This window comes from Kitasatospora sp. NPDC051170 (genome assembly GCF_044455705.1).
Lineage (GTDB): Bacteria > Actinomycetota > Actinomycetes > Streptomycetales > Streptomycetaceae > Kitasatospora.
The window spans coordinates 293014-307214 of the sequence record NZ_JBITFA010000009.1; the positions used below are offsets into that span (position 1 = coordinate 293014).

The following is a 14201-nucleotide window of genomic DNA, read 5'->3' on the forward strand; positions in this document are numbered from 1 at the left end:
CAGCTCAGCCGGCCTCGCCGCGCCGCTCGGCCAGCAGCGCGTTCAGCCGCTCCACCTCACGGTCCACCACCACGTGCTTGTCGTCGACGTACGGCAGGTGGACCTTACGGCCGTCCGCCCGGAACGCGTACGTGAGGAACGCCGGCGCACCGCGGCCCGCGTGCGCGTTCGGGTTGGGCGCCTTGCCGAACCGCGCGATCTCGGCCCAGGCCAGCCGGCGCCGGCGCACCATCCCGCGCACGGTGACCCCCTCGGGGGTGACCAGCGTGCCGGCCCGGGCGACCCCGACGACCACCAGCAGGCAGAAACCGATCACCAGCACCGAGCCGATCGCCTTGGTGGACGGCGCGAACTCCTTGTCGTTCCAGATCGGCAGCAGCGCCCCGAAGGACAGCAGCAGGATCGTGAGCGCGAGCCCCCCGACCCGCGTCGTCGCCACCCGGTACTCGTGCGGAACCCTCAGCCGATCGTCACCCATCCCGCCCACCCCCTGATCCTCGCCACCACCCCGCCGCCACGACCAGCGTCGGCCGAACCCGCAGTATAGGGACGGGAGTTGCTCACCGACAGGCCGCGGACATCGCTCGCTTCCCTTCACGTGGAGGAGCGCCTCGTGTCGCCGAGATACCCGGCTCCGGTGCCGGGCCGGCGCCGCAGCCGTGGCTGTCCCTCAGACGCGCACCAGCGGTGTGTCGACGAGGTGTTCGGCCAGGAACCAGGCCTGCCGTTCGCCGGGTGCTCGTCCAGGACGAGGTGGAGCCGGTAGAACGTCGCGCCGCGCATCAGCCAGTGGTGCTTCTTGTAGAGGCGAAGAGGATCTGCGTGTCCGCGAGGACCCTGTTGAGGCGCTGGCAGGAGTACATCCGCGCCTCGTAGGACAGGGCGACCGGGAACTGTTTGCCGGTCCCGAACCCCTGGATCACCTCGCCCGCCACACCGGTCCCTGCTCTCAGAACTCCAGCACCTCGCGGTCGAGCGGGTACCGGTCACGGTGGGGTCCGTCGAACGGCGAGGGTGTGACCGGCAGGACACCGGTCGGCTGCCGGCCCAGGTTGTCGTCCCAGATCCGGGGTTCGACGTGTCCGAGGACCCGGAAGCTGCGGAAGGTGAACGGCGGGCTGTCGGTCGGGAAGAACTCGGCCGTGGTCATCACCTGGAAGTGCAGGTGCGGCGTGGTGGAGTTGCCGCTGTTGCCGATCAGCCCGAGCGCCTGCCCGGCCTCGACGCAGTCGCCCTCCCGCACGCCGAGCGTGCCGGCCTCGAGGTGGCCGTAGAGCAGGTAGCGGCCCGGCGCGACCTCCAGGGTGACGTGGTTGCCGACGGTGTCCGCGATCGGCGGCACGGGCGGCGACAGCGGCGGCGGGTTGTCCGGGACCCCGTCCTGGACCTCCACCACCCGGCCGCCGGCCGCGGCCACGACCGGCTGGCGGAAGCTCAGGTAGCTGGTGAGCCGCGCGGGGTCGCCCTCCCACGCCTGCCCCTGATCGCCGACCCGGTACCAGTCGATCGCCAGGCGCTGCGGCACGAGGAAGCGGCCGTTGACCGGGGCGAGGCCGCGCCGGTGGTGGGTGTTGCCGCAGCACGACTCACTGGCGTACCAGGCACCCGGGAGCACGGGCGCGCCCAGGTCCAGCGGCGCGCTGCGGGCGGTGGGGGTGGCCTGCACCGTCTCCTCGAACGCGGACGGGCCGGAGGGGGTCAGGACGGCGCCCGAGAGGTGGTGTTCGAGGACCTCGGGCACCGGCCGGCCGCGGTCGAGGGCCAGGTCGATCCAGACGACCCACTGCTGGGAGCCCTGGATGACGGTCGGCGTCGGCGCCGGGGGAGCCGGGGTGGAACCGTCCGCGCCCGGCAGCGGGTCGCCCACCGCATTGGCGGCCTCGGCCAGCTCCTGCCCGCCCAGCGAGCCGACGACCCGGCGGCCACGGCCGTCCAGGACCTCGACCCGGTCGAGCCGCAGCGGCGTGCTCGCGGACAGCGCGCTCGTGACGAGCAGCTCGTACGACACGTGCGTCCTGCCGTCCGTGGCCTCGAACGGCGCCGGTTCGGTCATCACCGCCGCCGTCAGCGGCGTGAACTGCGTACCGGGCGCCGGCGCGGCCACACCGGTCCCGGCCCCCGGCCCCGCCGAGGCCAGCAGCACGCCGGCCGCGAACACGGCGGCGGCCGGCCCACGGCGCAGGGGACTGCGGCCGGTACGGTTGCGAGTCTCGCGATCAGCCATGGTGCTCTTCCATCCGTCGGATCCACACGCCCGCCGAGGCGCAAGCCCATGCAACCCGCCGGCACACCACTTCACCCGCAGCCCCCGGCACCCAGCCACCGAACTGCACCCGTCCAGCCCCATCGACCACCGCCCCCGCCCCGCATCCCGCGGGCATCCGGCGACCTCGAAGAATTCCGTGCCGGCTGGACCAGCTGGTGGTACGGGCTCGTCTCCCCGGCACGGCCCGCGGCACCCGACCCCGTGGGGGACGCCGCGCCGCCCGGGTTCCCCCACCTCACCCCGTGGCCGGTGTTCCGGCGAACCGTGCCGGCCGAACGGCGGGAGGGGAACACGTGGCACTCGCGGCGCAAATCCGCAGGAGCACGCCGGCGTCCCCAGGCGGCAGGCCGGTCACGGTCGGCCGTGACCACCGACGGCACCGCCGACCCGACCTGGTGGCTCGGCACCACCCCGCCCAGATCACCGACGCCCGCCGGCTCTGACCCGCCGACGACCCGCCGACGACCCGCCCCTGCGCCCAGGCACCAGGCCGCGCTCCTGGACGCCCTCCGCCGATGCGTTCACCGCGCGTAGCCCACCTCGGGAAAGCCGGCGGAGGGACCGTCGAGCAGCCGCCCCCGGCCGCCGCGCAGGTGGAGGTCGAAGAACGCCCGCGGGTAGGCGCGTTGGAACGCCTGCGCCCGGTGCCCGGGAATCGTCCCGACCTCCTCCTCCAGCTTGGGCGCCGACATGCCCAGGAGCGGGGCGAGCAGCGGCAGGATCAGCACGTCGTCGCCGAACGACTGGTGCGCCGCCCCCCGTACGGTCAGGTGCAGGCGCCAGCCGCGCAGGTGCGACCAGAACGCGCGCAGGGCGGGGTTGTTCTCCATGCCGCCCTTGCCCGGGGTGTCCACGACCAGGAACGGACGGTCGAGCCCGGCGTCCACCACCGGGCCCGCCGCGCCCCCGTCCAGGCTCATTCCCGCCGTGATCCGCCCGTCGGCGAGCATCGTCGCGGCGGTGGCGGCGCCGCCCAGGGAGTGGCCGAGCATCCCGACGCGCCGCAGGTCGAGCGCCCCGCGCAGGCCCGCGGGCAGCGGGGTGCGGCAGACGCCGGGGTGGCCTCCCGAGCCGAGGACGGCGAGCCGGTCCAGGACGAAGCGGATGTCGGCGCTGCGGACCGCGAGGGCCTTGGCGTAGTCGCCGACCCCGTTCGGCGGACCCGTCTCGACGCGTCCGCCGGGGAAGGCGACCACCGCCGCGTCGTAGGTGTGGTCGACGGTGACCACCACGAAGCCGTGACCGGCGAGGTCCTCCACGACGCCGGTGCCGAACGAGCGTGACGCGTCGGACCCGGGGGAGTAGAGCACGAGGGGCAGGGGGCCCGGCGGGCCGCCGACGGGAGCGCCCTCGCGGCCGTGGGTGTCCCCCAGCCGTACCCGGCCCGGAGGCAGGCCGAGGCGGCCCAGGTACCGCTCGGCCGCCGCCGGGGGCATCCAGGGGGCGGCGGGGCGGCCCGCCCCGCCGCGGGCGGGGTACCAGATGCTGATCATCAGCTCACGGCAGGGGCGGGAGGGCACCCAGGGGTCCGGCCGCGCGGTGTCGGCCAGGTGCAGCGCGACCGTACCCAGCGGGTACGGTCCGTTCGGGGCGGGCAGCCGGAACCGCACCGGTTCCCCCCGCCCCGCTCGCGCGAGGGCCGCCGGCGCGAGCGGACCCAGGATCGTGGCGGCGGCCAGTGCGGCGCCCGAGGACATCAGTGCTCTCCGGTTCATGCGCTCCACTGTTCCGCCCGGCGGGCCCGGCGGCTTCGCCCCCGGGAAGGAACGCGGTGTCAGCCCAGGAGGGTAGGACGGGCATCGGCCGCGCGGATGACTCAGCCCGCGAGATGACGTCCTGCGGACTGACGGGCCCCGGGCCCCCGCTCGGATAGCGTGGCCCGCATGGGTGACGGGCAGTCACGGCCGCTGGTGGCCGGGCGTCTGCGGGACGGACAGTGGCACGGCGTGGACACGGCCGCGGCCGTGCTCCTCGCCCTGGCGTTCGGCGCGAGCCAGGCGCTCAGCGGCGGCTGGGGCGCGGGAGCCGTGGCGGCGGCGGTCTGGCTGCCGGTCGCGCTGCGGCGCAGACGGCCCGTCGGAGTCCTCTGCACGGTCCTGGCCGCAGCGGTCCTCGCCACGGTGCTCACCGGATGGGAGGAGTCCTGGCTCCCCGTCGCGGCCGCCCTGTACACGGTGGCGGCGCGGGAGGCGCGGCGCCGCTCCGCCACGGCGCTCGGCTGCTCGCTGGGCGCCGTCGCGGCGGCCACGGCCCTCGCACCGCGACCGGCCCCGGCCTCCGAGGTCGCGGGGGGCGTCGTCTTCGCGTCGCTGATGATGACCCTGCCCTGGCTGGTGGGCACCGCGCTGCGAGAGCAGCGCTCGTACGCCCGGCTCGCCGCCCGGCAGGCCGTCACCGACGAGCGCCTGCGCATCGCCCGCGAACTCCACGACGTGGTCGCCCACCATCTGACCGTCATCGCGGTACGGGCCGAGGTGGCCCGCGCGGTGGCCCCCACCGACCCGCAGGAGGCCGAACGCACCCTCGCCCTGGTCGGGACGGCGAGCCGCACGGCACTCACCGAGATGCGCCGCATGCTCGGCGTCCTGCGCTCCCCCGGTGACGGAGCCGAGCTGGAAGCCGCCCCCGGCCTGGCGGACCTGCCCGCGCTCGCGGACACCGCCGGCCCGCGCGTACACCTGTCCGTCGTCGACCCGGACCCGCCACTGCCCCCGGGCGTGGAACTGGCGGTCTACCGGATCGTCCAGGAAGCCCTCACCAACGTCGTCAGACACGCGGCATCGGCCGACTGCCGGGTCAACCTGACCCGGACGGACCCCGGGGCCGTCGAGATCGAGGTCGTCAACGACCCCCCGCCCCGACTCCCACCCGGACTCCCGTCCCACCCCCCGCCCCACCTCCCACCCCGGCGCCCCGGCGGCGGACACGGACTCATCGGCATGCGCGAACGGGCGGCCATGTGCGGCGGAACCCTCACCGCCGGCCCCCTGACCACGGGCGGATTCCGCGTGCACGCACGCCTGCCCTGCCCACCGGAGACAGCACCGTGAACCGCCCCATCAGCGTCCTCATCGCCGACGACCAGGCACTGCTGCGCGCGGGCTTCCGCCTCCTCATCGACAGCGCCCCGGACCTCACCGTCGCAGGCGAGGCCGCCGGCGGCGAACAGGCCGTCGAACTCGCCCTGCGGCTGCGCCCCGACATCGTCCTCATGGACATCCGCATGCCCGGCACGGACGGCCTGGAGGCCACCCGCCGCATCTGCGCACACCCCGACGCCGACGGCACCCGCGTCCTGGTCCTCACCACCTTCGACCTGGACGAGTACGTCTACGCGGCGCTGCGCGCCGGAGCCAGCGGATTCCTCCTCAAGGACATCCTCCCCGCCGACCTCCTGACGGCCCTACGCGTGGTCGCCTCCGGCGACGCCCTGCTCGCCCCCGCGGTCACCCGCCGCCTGATCCACGAGTTCGCCGCCCGCCACGAACCGCCGCACCCGCAAGCCGCCCGCGAACTGGCGAACGTGACCCCGCGCGAACGCGAAGTCCTCCACCTGGTCGCCCGCGGACTGCCCAACCCCGCCATCGCCGACCACCTGGGCCTGAGCACCGCGACCGTCAAGACACACGTCCGCCGCCTGCTCGCCAAACTCCACGCCCACGACCGCGCCCAGATGGTCGTCATCGCCTACGAAACCGGCACCGTCACCCCCGGCGGCAACTCCCCGCCCACCGGCCGACACCCCGCCGGCCTACACCCCACGGGCCGTGACGGCGGCCCCGCAGAGGACCCGCCCGCCGGCGCGTAGACCCCGCGCACGGCCTCCGCCACTGCGACGACCACGACCCGCCGGACCCGCCGCACGGGCCGGCGCCCCGGCCGTCTGCCTGCGGCCGCCCGCCGCCGGGGGCGCGTGGGGGGCGGCAGCGTCACCACCACCACCGCCCCCGGCCCCGCAGCCACCGGGCAGCGGGCAGCGGCGGAACAGGAACCCGTCCGCACCGCCGCCCCGCGCCTGCTCGCCCCGCCGCAGCCCGGCCGCTTCGGTGCGCACCGGTGCGGTCAGCCGCCGCTCTTGCGGCGGAAGTTGCGCTTGCCCCCTGCGGCGGCGTGCGCGCCGTGGATCTTCGAATCGCCGTTCGGGCCGCCGGCCGCGCCTGCGCCCTTGGCGCCGTGCTTGCGCTCCAGTGCGGCGAGGAACCGGGCCTTGACGTCGTCCTGGGCGGCGGCCGCGGGAGCCTCGACGGCCGGTTCGGCCTCCGGCCTCTCGGGGTTCTCGGGTGACGCTACGTCGCTGCTCATACAGGATCTCCTGGTGGGATGGGGCCGATGCCTTCACGGGACACCATGTCACGTCCCAGAACCGGCCCGGCCCACCAGAGCACCCCGGGAGCCTTCGGCCACCGACCCCGGCCGCCACCACCCGGGGCGGGCGCGAGACGGCGATCCCCTGCCGGCGAGCTTCGACGAACGGTGCCCGGAGTCCGCAGGCGCTCGACGGCCCGGAGGGCCGGGTATCTCTCCGGAGGTGGCCGGCACCGGGTCCGGCAGGCTGCGGCGCCACGGGCCGGTGCCGGCCATGCCGGGGGGCGTGGCCGGCACCGATGAGCCGGGCTGGAGCGAATTCACGTCACGGGAAGATTCGACGGCGATCCAGGTGGCGGGACGTGTGGCGATGCGGCCGGAAGAATTCCGTGCGGGGCCCGCTCCGCCGGCTCTTCAGAGGATCCGGATGGAGTTGACCTTCGGCGGGTGGTTCGGGTACGAGATGTCGGTCCAGCGGTTGACCCTCACCGAGTCGCCGTTGTCGTCGGAGTAGACCAGGTCGTTGTTTCCCGTGGAGATCCGGTCGACCCACCACCCGCCGAAGCCGATCGACCCGCCGTTCGCGTAGCAGTCGACGCTGTCACGGCCGTCGAGGTGCGACCAGATCTTGAGGAAGTCGTTGCGGCTTCCGTCGCACGGGATGTGGTCGATGGCGAAGGCGCTGCCGGACGGCACGGCCACGGTGAGCGTGGCCGCCGCGGCGAAGGCCAAAGCCATCGAACCCACGGTCTTCCTCGCGTTCGAGAACATGGATCCTCCCCAGTCGGATGAAATTACGAACTGAATTCCACTGCGCAACGAATTTCCGTTGCGTCGTGCCCGATCAGTATCCGGGCCGTTTTTATGCGGGTCAATCGAACACGCCTTGGTTCAACGTGTTCCAGGCCATTTCCATATGGGATTTCCGCAAGGCGTGGGGTGCTTTGTTCTGGTGTGGCCCGAGAGGTTCCGGGGCCGGGTGGCCGGGGGACCGGAACGTCGGCCGAAGAGAACCCGCCGGCCGTTCTGACAGGGGAGACCGTGGGGCCGCCGAACGCGCCGGACCAGCGCTCGGGGGCACGTGGCCGGAAAAGGGACTGCGCGGAGGCCGGCTCGGCCACCGGGGCACCGGAGCGGGCCGGTCGTCCCGGCGGCGCGAGGCCGCGCCGCCCCGGCCACACCTGACCGGTCGCCTCCGTGCCGTCGGCCCTGCGGGTGGCCGAGGTCCGCCGCCGGCCGGGGGAGCGGTCGGTCCCTGCGTGAACGCGGTGCGCCCGGGTGCGTCTACCTGACCCAGCGGGTCTCGACGATGCCGCAGGTGTGGGCGGTCGAGTGGGCGGCCCGGTAGTTCCGCGTGGCGAGCCAGGGCCCGAAGACGCTGTTGCCCTCGCCCGCGAAACCGGGGTTGGTGAACAGCCGGAGCTCGTCGGCCAGGTCCTCCCGCAGCAGGGAGGAGGCCAGGCCGGCGCCACCGAAGCAGACCAGGTCCCCGTCGGCCAGCTTCTTCGCCTGTTCCACAGCGCCGGTCAGTTCGCCGTTGAGCACCGTCGTCCGTGGCCAGTCGAGTTCGGGCCTGCCCGACCGGCTCGGAACGAACTTGGGGAGCGCGCCGATGGCCCGGCTGAACTCCCAGTCGGGATCGCCGGGATGTTGCTCCGCCATCCGGCCCCAGTGCCCCAGGTAACCCTCGTCCGCCATGGGCCGGCTCAGCAGGAGGCCCGAGGCGCCGGCGAGCAGGCCGTTGAAGGCCGCGCGGAGGTCCGCGCTCCACGGCCAGTCGGGGCCCCAGTTCCACACCTGCCAGTCGGCGTCCGGCAGCCTGCTGTCGACGTAGCCGTCGATGGAGATCTGCATCGCCACAGTCAGGCGGCTCATGATTCTTCCGTCCCCTCGTCAAGGTCAGGACTGCGGATCACTCGGAGGCCGTCCCCCGGTCGCACCCGACGAGTGCCGCCTGGAACCGTCAGGCCCGCCGATCCGCGCCGACGTCGAGACGATAGTCCGCACGACTGACATCTCATCAAACAAGCCACCCCTCATACCCGTTGATGACGGGCACGGCGCGGGTGATGCCACCGATCCGGCTGGGTCCGAGCGTGACATGACGAAGGCCCTGCGCCGCCACCGGGACGACGCCGTGCTGATGGGCTCCCCCTCCCAGACCGGCCGGGACCTGTGGTCACGCACCGTCCCCACCACCGGCGAGTGGGCCGGCGGCGCCGAGGTCCACCTCGCCCTCGCCGGCCACCTCACCCCGTGGAAGGTCGAGATCCTCGGCGGCCTGCTCCTCGAGGACGGCAGGCCGCTCGACGAATGGGGCAGGCGCCTCAAGCCGGCCTGGGCGGACCTGACCAACCTCTCCCGCGTCCACGCCGACGCACGCCGGCGCACCGCCGCCCGCCTCGCACCAGCTCTTCCAGCATGCCCGGCGCCGGCGGCCGCCTTGCCCGGCGCCGCTGATCCGTACGACGGTCCGCAGGCATGCATTGCGCCGAACGGGTCATCAGCATGAGCGTCCAAGTAGACACACGAAGGAGATGACCAACCCGTGGCCGCTCTTCTGCTCGTCCTGCTCCTCGCCGTCGTACTCTTCGGTCTCGGCTTCGCCGTCAAGATCCTGTGGTGGGTGGCGCTGTTCGTCCTGGTGGTGTGGCTCCTCGGCTTCCTCGTGCGCACCGTCGACGGTGCCGGCGGCCGGCGCCGCTGGTACCGGTGGTGAGGACGGCACCGCCCCCGGGACGGAACGCACCCATCTGCGACGGGACGGCCGGGACAGCCCCGGCCGTCCCGTCCCCGCACGAGAAGGAGGACCGCCCCGTATGAGGAAAGCCCTGAACGACCTCGACGCCCGGCTGTTCGTCAAAGTGGCCTCCCGCCGCCTGCGCGGCACCGACCCGTGGCTCTCCCGCCTCACCCGCGCCGCCGACCACGGGAAGCTGTGGATGGGCGGCGCGGCACTGCTGGGCGCCACCCGCAACCGCACCGCCCGGCGGGCCGCCCTGCGTGCGAGCGGCTCCCTCCTGCTCGCCTCCGCCCTCGCCAACATCGCCGCCAAGGGCCTCACCCGCCGGCCCCGCCCCGCCCTCGACCCCGTGCCCGTCGTACGGCGCCTGCTCAAACAGCCCGTCACCAGTTCCTTCCCCTCCGGGCACTCCGCCTCCGCCGCGGCCTTCGCCACCGCCCTGGCCATCGAGTCACCGCTGCTGGGCGCCATCGCCGCTCCCGTGGCCGCCGCGGTGATGGCCTCACGCGTCTACGTCGGCGTCCACTACCCCGGCGACGTCCTGGCCGGAGCCGCCCTCGGCGCGGGGACGGCCGCGCTCACCCTGCGCTGGTGGCCCCGCCGCAGCGACCGCCCGGCCGACACCTCCGCCCCCGCCGTCCCGGCGCCCGCGCTGCCCACCGGCGCCGGCCTGCACATCGTGGTCAACGGCGCCTCCGGCTCCACCCCCCTCACCACCCCCGACAGCCGCCGGTGCTCGGTCGAGGAGGAACTGCGCCGGGAACTGCCCGACGCCGACCTCCTCATGTGCGCGGACGGCGACGACCTGGCCGCCCTGCTGGAGCGGGCCGCGGCCCTCGCCGCGCAGTCCGGCGGGGCCCTGGGAATCTGCGGCGGAGACGGCAGCGTCAACCTGGCCGCCTCCGTCGCCGCCCGGGAACACCTGCCCCTGGCGGTCTTCCCCGGCGGCACACTGAACCACTTCGCCGTCGACCTGGGCACCCACAGCCTGCGCTCCACCGCCGACGCCGTCAGGGCCGGCACCGCCCGCGCCGTCGACATCGCCCTGGCCACCGGCGACCACGGGCAGCGGCGGATGTTCCTCAACACCTTCAGCATCGGGATCTACCCCGACCTCGTCCGGACCCGCGAACACCTGGAGGACCGCCTGGGCAAGTGGCCCGCCCTCGCCGTCGCCCTCGTCCGCGTCCTGGCCCGCGCCGAACCCGTACGAGTGACCGTCTCCGGCGTCCCCCGGACCCTGTGGATGCTCTTCGCCGGCAACGGCACCTACGACCCGCCCGGCTTCGCCCCCACCCACCGCACCAGCCTGGACGGCGGCCGGCTCGACATCCGCGCCGTCGACGGCAGCCACCCCTTCGCCCGCACCCGCCTCCTGCTCGCCTTCCTCACCGGCACCCTCGCCACCTCCCGCGTCTACCGCGAGGCACGCCTGTCCGCCCTCGACCTCACCGACCTCCACGAGGTCCGCCACCTCGCCGTCGACGGCGAAGCCGTCCCCGCCCCCGACCGCCTGCGCCTGTCCAAGGCCACCGCCGCGCTGACCGTCTACCGGCCCGAACACCCCGCCATCCCCTGAACACCCGCCGGCCCGCCCCGGCCCTCAGCGCCGTGGCGGGCGCCGGCGCGCGCGGACGGCATCACGAGACATCCCCTTCCATCGACGGCACGGACGGCACGGACGGCACGGTCCTACGGTCAACACCCGGGGGAGCGGGCACACGCCGGCCCGCAGCCGCCGAGCGCCGCACCCCGCCGCCACCCCCCGACGGCTCACGAGAGGATCCTCTCCACCACGGCGTCGACATCGAGGTACTCCCCTTCACGGCCGGCCGGCACCAGATCGAAGGAGTCCAGGAGGAACGCCGTCACCGCGTCCGACGGGACGCTGATGACCGCCCGCTCCTCCCCGCCACGCAGGGTCACCAGCACCCGCCCCCGCGGACCGGGGGAGACCGTCACGTCCCCGCACCCGGCCGGCGCGTGACGGCCCTCGTTCAGCAGGTCCCGCCCGAAGAACCACCGGATCTCCCCCTCGTCCGGCCCGTCGAGTGACGGGAACGCCAGACAGACCGCGTACGGCAGCGAGGCGTCGAAGCGCAGCTGCGCCTCGACGCAAACGGCGGGGAACGGGCCCTCGGGCAGGGTCACGGAGGTGGAGCGGCAGGTGGCGACGGTCATACGAGTCTCCAATTCCGAGTACGGACATCACTGAAGCGGGCTGCGACAGCGGGCTGCGACAGCGTGCGGCTACCCGCGCTGCGCCGATCCATCGCCCCGACACCGCACCTTCCGCGTTCCGCGTTCGGCCCGCCCGCGCCCGGCCCGCCCCGGGCCCCGCCCGGCGGGGCTCAGGGCGCCACGGTGTCCGCCGCGGGCGGCTCGGGCTCCTCGTCGTCGTCGCCGTCCGTCGCGCCGCCCTTCCTGCGGACGTCGGCTGGCGTGGGTGCGGTGATCGAGCGTTCCTCGGCGGAGCGCTCCCGCTCCCCGGCCCCTCCCTGCGCCTTCCTGCGGACGTCCGCCGGGGTGGGTGCGGTGATCGAGCGTTCCTCGGCGGACCGCTCCAGGGCCGATCCGTCACCCCCGGTTCCGCTGGTTCCGGTGTCGTCGTCGTCGCGCGTGGTCATGGTGTGCTCCCTTCCGAAGCGTCGGCGGCGCGGACACCGGGCGGGTGCCCCGAAAGCCGGGGTCGAACCGGCCGGCCGTCCGGGGCCGCCCGGTGTCCGTGCCGCCGACGGACTCCCGCGGCGGCGCGAGCGGCGCCGGCGCAGGTACCGCACGAGGAACGCGGCGGCCACCAGAACAACCACCGCCACCGCCGTGACCCGCCCGACGGTGCCCTCGACCCTGGTGTAGACGGCCCCGGCGAAGTAGCCCAGAAGGGTGAAGGTGACGCCCCAGGCCGCACCGCCGAGGGCGTTGTAGAGCAGGAAACGCCGGTACGGTATGCGGGAGACACCCGCCAGGGACGGCACCAGGGGGCGGAAGAAGGCGACGAACCGGCCGAAGAAGACGGCGGCCGGCCCGCGCCGGCGGATCAGCTCGCGGGCCCTGTCCACCTGCGCGCGGTGGCGCCGCAGCGGAGGGGTGCGCAGGAGCGCCGGGCCGAGGTGGCGGCCGATCTCGTAGCCGGCGGAGTCCCCGAGGACGGCGGCGCAGACCACGACCAGGACCATCCAGCCGACCGAGACCCTGCCCTGGTCGGCGAGGAAGCCGCCGAGGACGGCGGCCGTCTCGCCGGGGATGAAGAAGCTGAAGAACAGGGCGTCCTCGGTCAGGACCATGGCGCCGACGACCGCGTACACGACCGGGCCGGACAGTCCGTCCAGCCAGTCGGTGATCGAGTGCATCGGCCACCTCGCCGGGGATCGGCGCCCCTTCCCGCCCAATGTAACGCCGGCCCCCGGGGCCGGGGCCCGCGTCCCGCGCGGGCGGGCGGCAGGGGCCGTCAGCGCGCCGCCGGCTGCCGCGGCCCGCCGCTGTACGGCTCCACACCGGCGCCCTGGTCGGCGGGCAGGAGCGTACGTCGGGCCGTGGTTTCCGGAGCCGCTGCTCGCCGACCCCTACGAGGACCCGGAGCGCTCGGCGGAGCCGGCCGACTCCGTGTCGACGGCAGCGCTCCTGCTGCTGGAGAGACTCAGCCCGCCGGGACCGGGACGGCAAGGTGCTGCAGACTCTGGCGCTCGACGTGCCGGACGGGCGGATCCAGACGATCCGCTTCGTACTCAACCCCGACCTCAACCCCGACAAGCTGGGCCACGTCGGCCCGGCCGGGGACGCGTGGGAGGTCTCCCGCGAGTTCAGGGAGTCCCGCCGCTCGGCGCAATGACCGCGCTCGCGCGGCACCGAAAGCCTCTCCGACCAGGGCAAGAGGACCCGGCCCCGCGGGCCGGCACCGGATCGGACGTTCACGGAACCTCCACGGCGGGCGGGTGCATCGATCGGCGCGGCCCGGGTACCAGGGCCCCCGTCGCGCCGTCTCGAGAAAGGACTCGCATGCCCAAGCCCACCGGCCATCTGCTCGTCCGCCCAGCGGCTCCCGGCACGAGCATTCGGCAGCCGCCGCTCACGGAGCTGCCCGAAGGAACGGATCCCAAGGAGATCGCCCCCGCCGACGCGCGTGAGCTCACCAAGGTCCTGCTGCGGCGCCTGGCGGCCCTGGAGGAGGGGACCAGGGAGTACTCGTACGTCCGCACCACCCTGGTGGAGATGAACCTCTCCCTGGTGAGGTTCGCCATCCGCCGCTTCACCTCCCACCGCGAGCCGCAGGAGGACCTGCTCCAGGTCGGCGCACTCGGCCTGATCAAGGCCATCGACCGCTTCGACCCGGACCTCGGCGCGGAGTTCACCACCTTCGCCATGCCCACCATCCTCGGTGAGATCCGGCGCCACTTCCGCGACACCACCTGGGCCGTCCACGTGCCCCGCCGCCTCCAGGAACTGCGCATCCTGCTGGCCAGGACCCAGGACGAGCTGTTCCAGCGACTGGACCGCGCACCCACGCCCGGCGAACTCGCCGAGCGCCTCTCGCTGCCCGTCGAGGAGGTGCTCGAGGGACTGGCCGCCGCCAACGGGCACACGGCGGGCTCACTGGACATCGGCAGCGCGCAGGACGAGGACGGCCCCGGCGCCCCGGTCGACCACCTGGGCCACAAAGACCCCGAACTCGCCCGCGTGGAGGACCTGGTGGCGCTCAAGCCGCTGGTGGCCGCGCTGCCGGAGCGCGAGCGGCTCATCCTCTCGATGCGCTTTTGCGAGGACATGACGCAGTCCCAGATCGGCGAGCGCCTGGGCGTGTCCCAGATGCACGTCTCCCGGCTGCTCAGCCGCACACTGCGGCGGCTGCGGGAAGGCATCGAAGAGGACTGAGACGCCCGACACGGCCAC

General features: G+C 74.3%; 14 protein-coding genes and 2 pseudogenes. 7 read left to right on the forward strand and 9 right to left on the reverse strand.

Features of this window, described 5'->3' with window-relative positions:
- Positions 1-4: 4 nt before the first annotated feature.
- From ACIBCA_RS20830 to ACIBCA_RS20845, 4 genes and pseudogenes are all read right to left on the reverse strand, one after another.
- Positions 5-478, reverse strand: coding sequence for a PH domain-containing protein (locus ACIBCA_RS20830; RefSeq protein WP_396284412.1), 474 nt, complete (start codon positions 476-478; stop codon positions 5-7).
- 257 nt (positions 479-735) lie between these two features.
- A pseudogene (locus ACIBCA_RS20835) lies at positions 736-953 on the reverse strand (ferritin-like domain-containing protein); the annotation flags it as partial.
- Positions 950-2224 carry a M23 family metallopeptidase gene (locus ACIBCA_RS20840; protein WP_396284413.1) on the reverse strand — a complete coding sequence of 425 codons (1275 nt, stop codon included), beginning with the start codon at positions 2222-2224 and terminating at the stop codon, positions 950-952. The pseudogene ACIBCA_RS20835 and the gene ACIBCA_RS20840, both read right to left, overlap by 4 nt.
- Positions 2225-2787: 563 nt before the next feature.
- A complete protein-coding gene (locus tag ACIBCA_RS20845) occupies positions 2788-3981 on the reverse strand; it encodes an alpha/beta hydrolase family protein (protein ID WP_396284414.1) in 1194 nt (397 codons plus the stop codon).
- A gap of 168 nt (positions 3982-4149) precedes the next feature.
- Between ACIBCA_RS20845 and ACIBCA_RS20850 the strand changes: the two genes are divergently transcribed.
- Together ACIBCA_RS20850 and ACIBCA_RS20855 are read left to right on the forward strand one after the other, a co-directional pair.
- Complete coding sequence (locus ACIBCA_RS20850) at positions 4150-5316, forward strand: sensor histidine kinase (RefSeq protein ID WP_396284415.1); 1167 nt, start codon at positions 4150-4152, stop codon at positions 5314-5316.
- Entirely contained in the window at positions 5313-6074 is a 762-nt protein-coding gene (locus ACIBCA_RS20855; RefSeq protein WP_396284416.1) for a response regulator, read from the forward strand. The genes ACIBCA_RS20850 and ACIBCA_RS20855 overlap by 4 nt, the downstream gene beginning before the upstream one ends.
- Positions 6075-6328: 254 nt before the next feature.
- Here ACIBCA_RS20855 and ACIBCA_RS20860 read toward each other — a convergent pair whose 3' ends face one another.
- The 3 genes from ACIBCA_RS20860 to ACIBCA_RS20870 all read right to left on the reverse strand — a co-directional run bounded on the left by ACIBCA_RS20860 (position 6329) and on the right by ACIBCA_RS20870 (position 8446).
- The gene (locus ACIBCA_RS20860) at positions 6329-6568 is read right to left on the reverse strand and encodes a DUF5302 domain-containing protein (RefSeq protein WP_396284417.1); all 240 of its coding nucleotides are present in this window, start codon (positions 6566-6568) and stop codon (positions 6329-6331) included.
- A 417-nt stretch (positions 6569-6985) separates the two neighbouring features.
- Positions 6986-7309 carry a beta/gamma crystallin domain-containing protein gene (locus ACIBCA_RS20865; RefSeq protein WP_396284418.1) on the reverse strand — a complete coding sequence of 108 codons (324 nt, stop codon included), beginning with the start codon at positions 7307-7309 and terminating at the stop codon, positions 6986-6988.
- Between the two features lie 546 nt (positions 7310-7855).
- On the reverse strand, positions 7856-8446 hold the full coding sequence (locus ACIBCA_RS20870; RefSeq protein WP_396284419.1) for a dihydrofolate reductase family protein: 591 nt from the start codon (positions 8444-8446) through the stop codon (positions 7856-7858).
- A gap of 226 nt (positions 8447-8672) precedes the next feature.
- Here ACIBCA_RS20870 and ACIBCA_RS20875 point away from each other — a divergent pair, with 226 nt between their 5' ends.
- The 3 genes from ACIBCA_RS20875 (at position 8673) to ACIBCA_RS20885 (ending at position 10893) form a co-directional block, all read left to right on the forward strand.
- Positions 8673-9083 carry a hypothetical protein gene (locus tag ACIBCA_RS20875; RefSeq protein WP_396284420.1) on the forward strand — a complete coding sequence of 137 codons (411 nt, stop codon included), beginning with the start codon at positions 8673-8675 and terminating at the stop codon, positions 9081-9083.
- Between the two features lie 36 nt (positions 9084-9119).
- The gene (locus ACIBCA_RS20880; RefSeq protein ID WP_396284421.1) at positions 9120-9290 is read left to right on the forward strand and encodes a hydrophobic protein; all 171 of its coding nucleotides are present in this window, start codon (positions 9120-9122) and stop codon (positions 9288-9290) included.
- A gap of 100 nt (positions 9291-9390) precedes the next feature.
- Entirely contained in the window at positions 9391-10893 is a 1503-nt protein-coding gene (locus tag ACIBCA_RS20885; RefSeq protein WP_396284422.1) for a bifunctional phosphatase PAP2/diacylglycerol kinase family protein, read from the forward strand.
- 194 nt (positions 10894-11087) lie between these two features.
- On the opposite strand, the gene ACIBCA_RS20890 is transcribed toward ACIBCA_RS20885, so the two are convergent.
- A complete protein-coding gene (locus tag ACIBCA_RS20890) occupies positions 11088-11495 on the reverse strand; it encodes an SsgA family sporulation/cell division regulator (RefSeq protein WP_396284423.1) in 408 nt (135 codons plus the stop codon).
- Positions 11496-11665: 170 nt separating this feature from the next.
- Positions 11666-12664 carry a VTT domain-containing protein gene (locus ACIBCA_RS20895; RefSeq protein ID WP_396284424.1) on the reverse strand — a complete coding sequence of 333 codons (999 nt, stop codon included), beginning with the start codon at positions 12662-12664 and terminating at the stop codon, positions 11666-11668.
- 160 nt (positions 12665-12824) lie between these two features.
- Between ACIBCA_RS20895 and ACIBCA_RS20900 the strand changes: the two are divergent.
- Positions 12825-13143, forward strand: a pseudogene (locus ACIBCA_RS20900) (hypothetical protein); the annotation flags it as partial.
- A gap of 167 nt (positions 13144-13310) precedes the next feature.
- The gene (locus ACIBCA_RS20905; RefSeq protein ID WP_396284425.1) at positions 13311-14183 is read left to right on the forward strand and encodes a SigB/SigF/SigG family RNA polymerase sigma factor; all 873 of its coding nucleotides are present in this window, start codon (positions 13311-13313) and stop codon (positions 14181-14183) included.
- Positions 14184-14201: the final 18 nt, after the last annotated feature.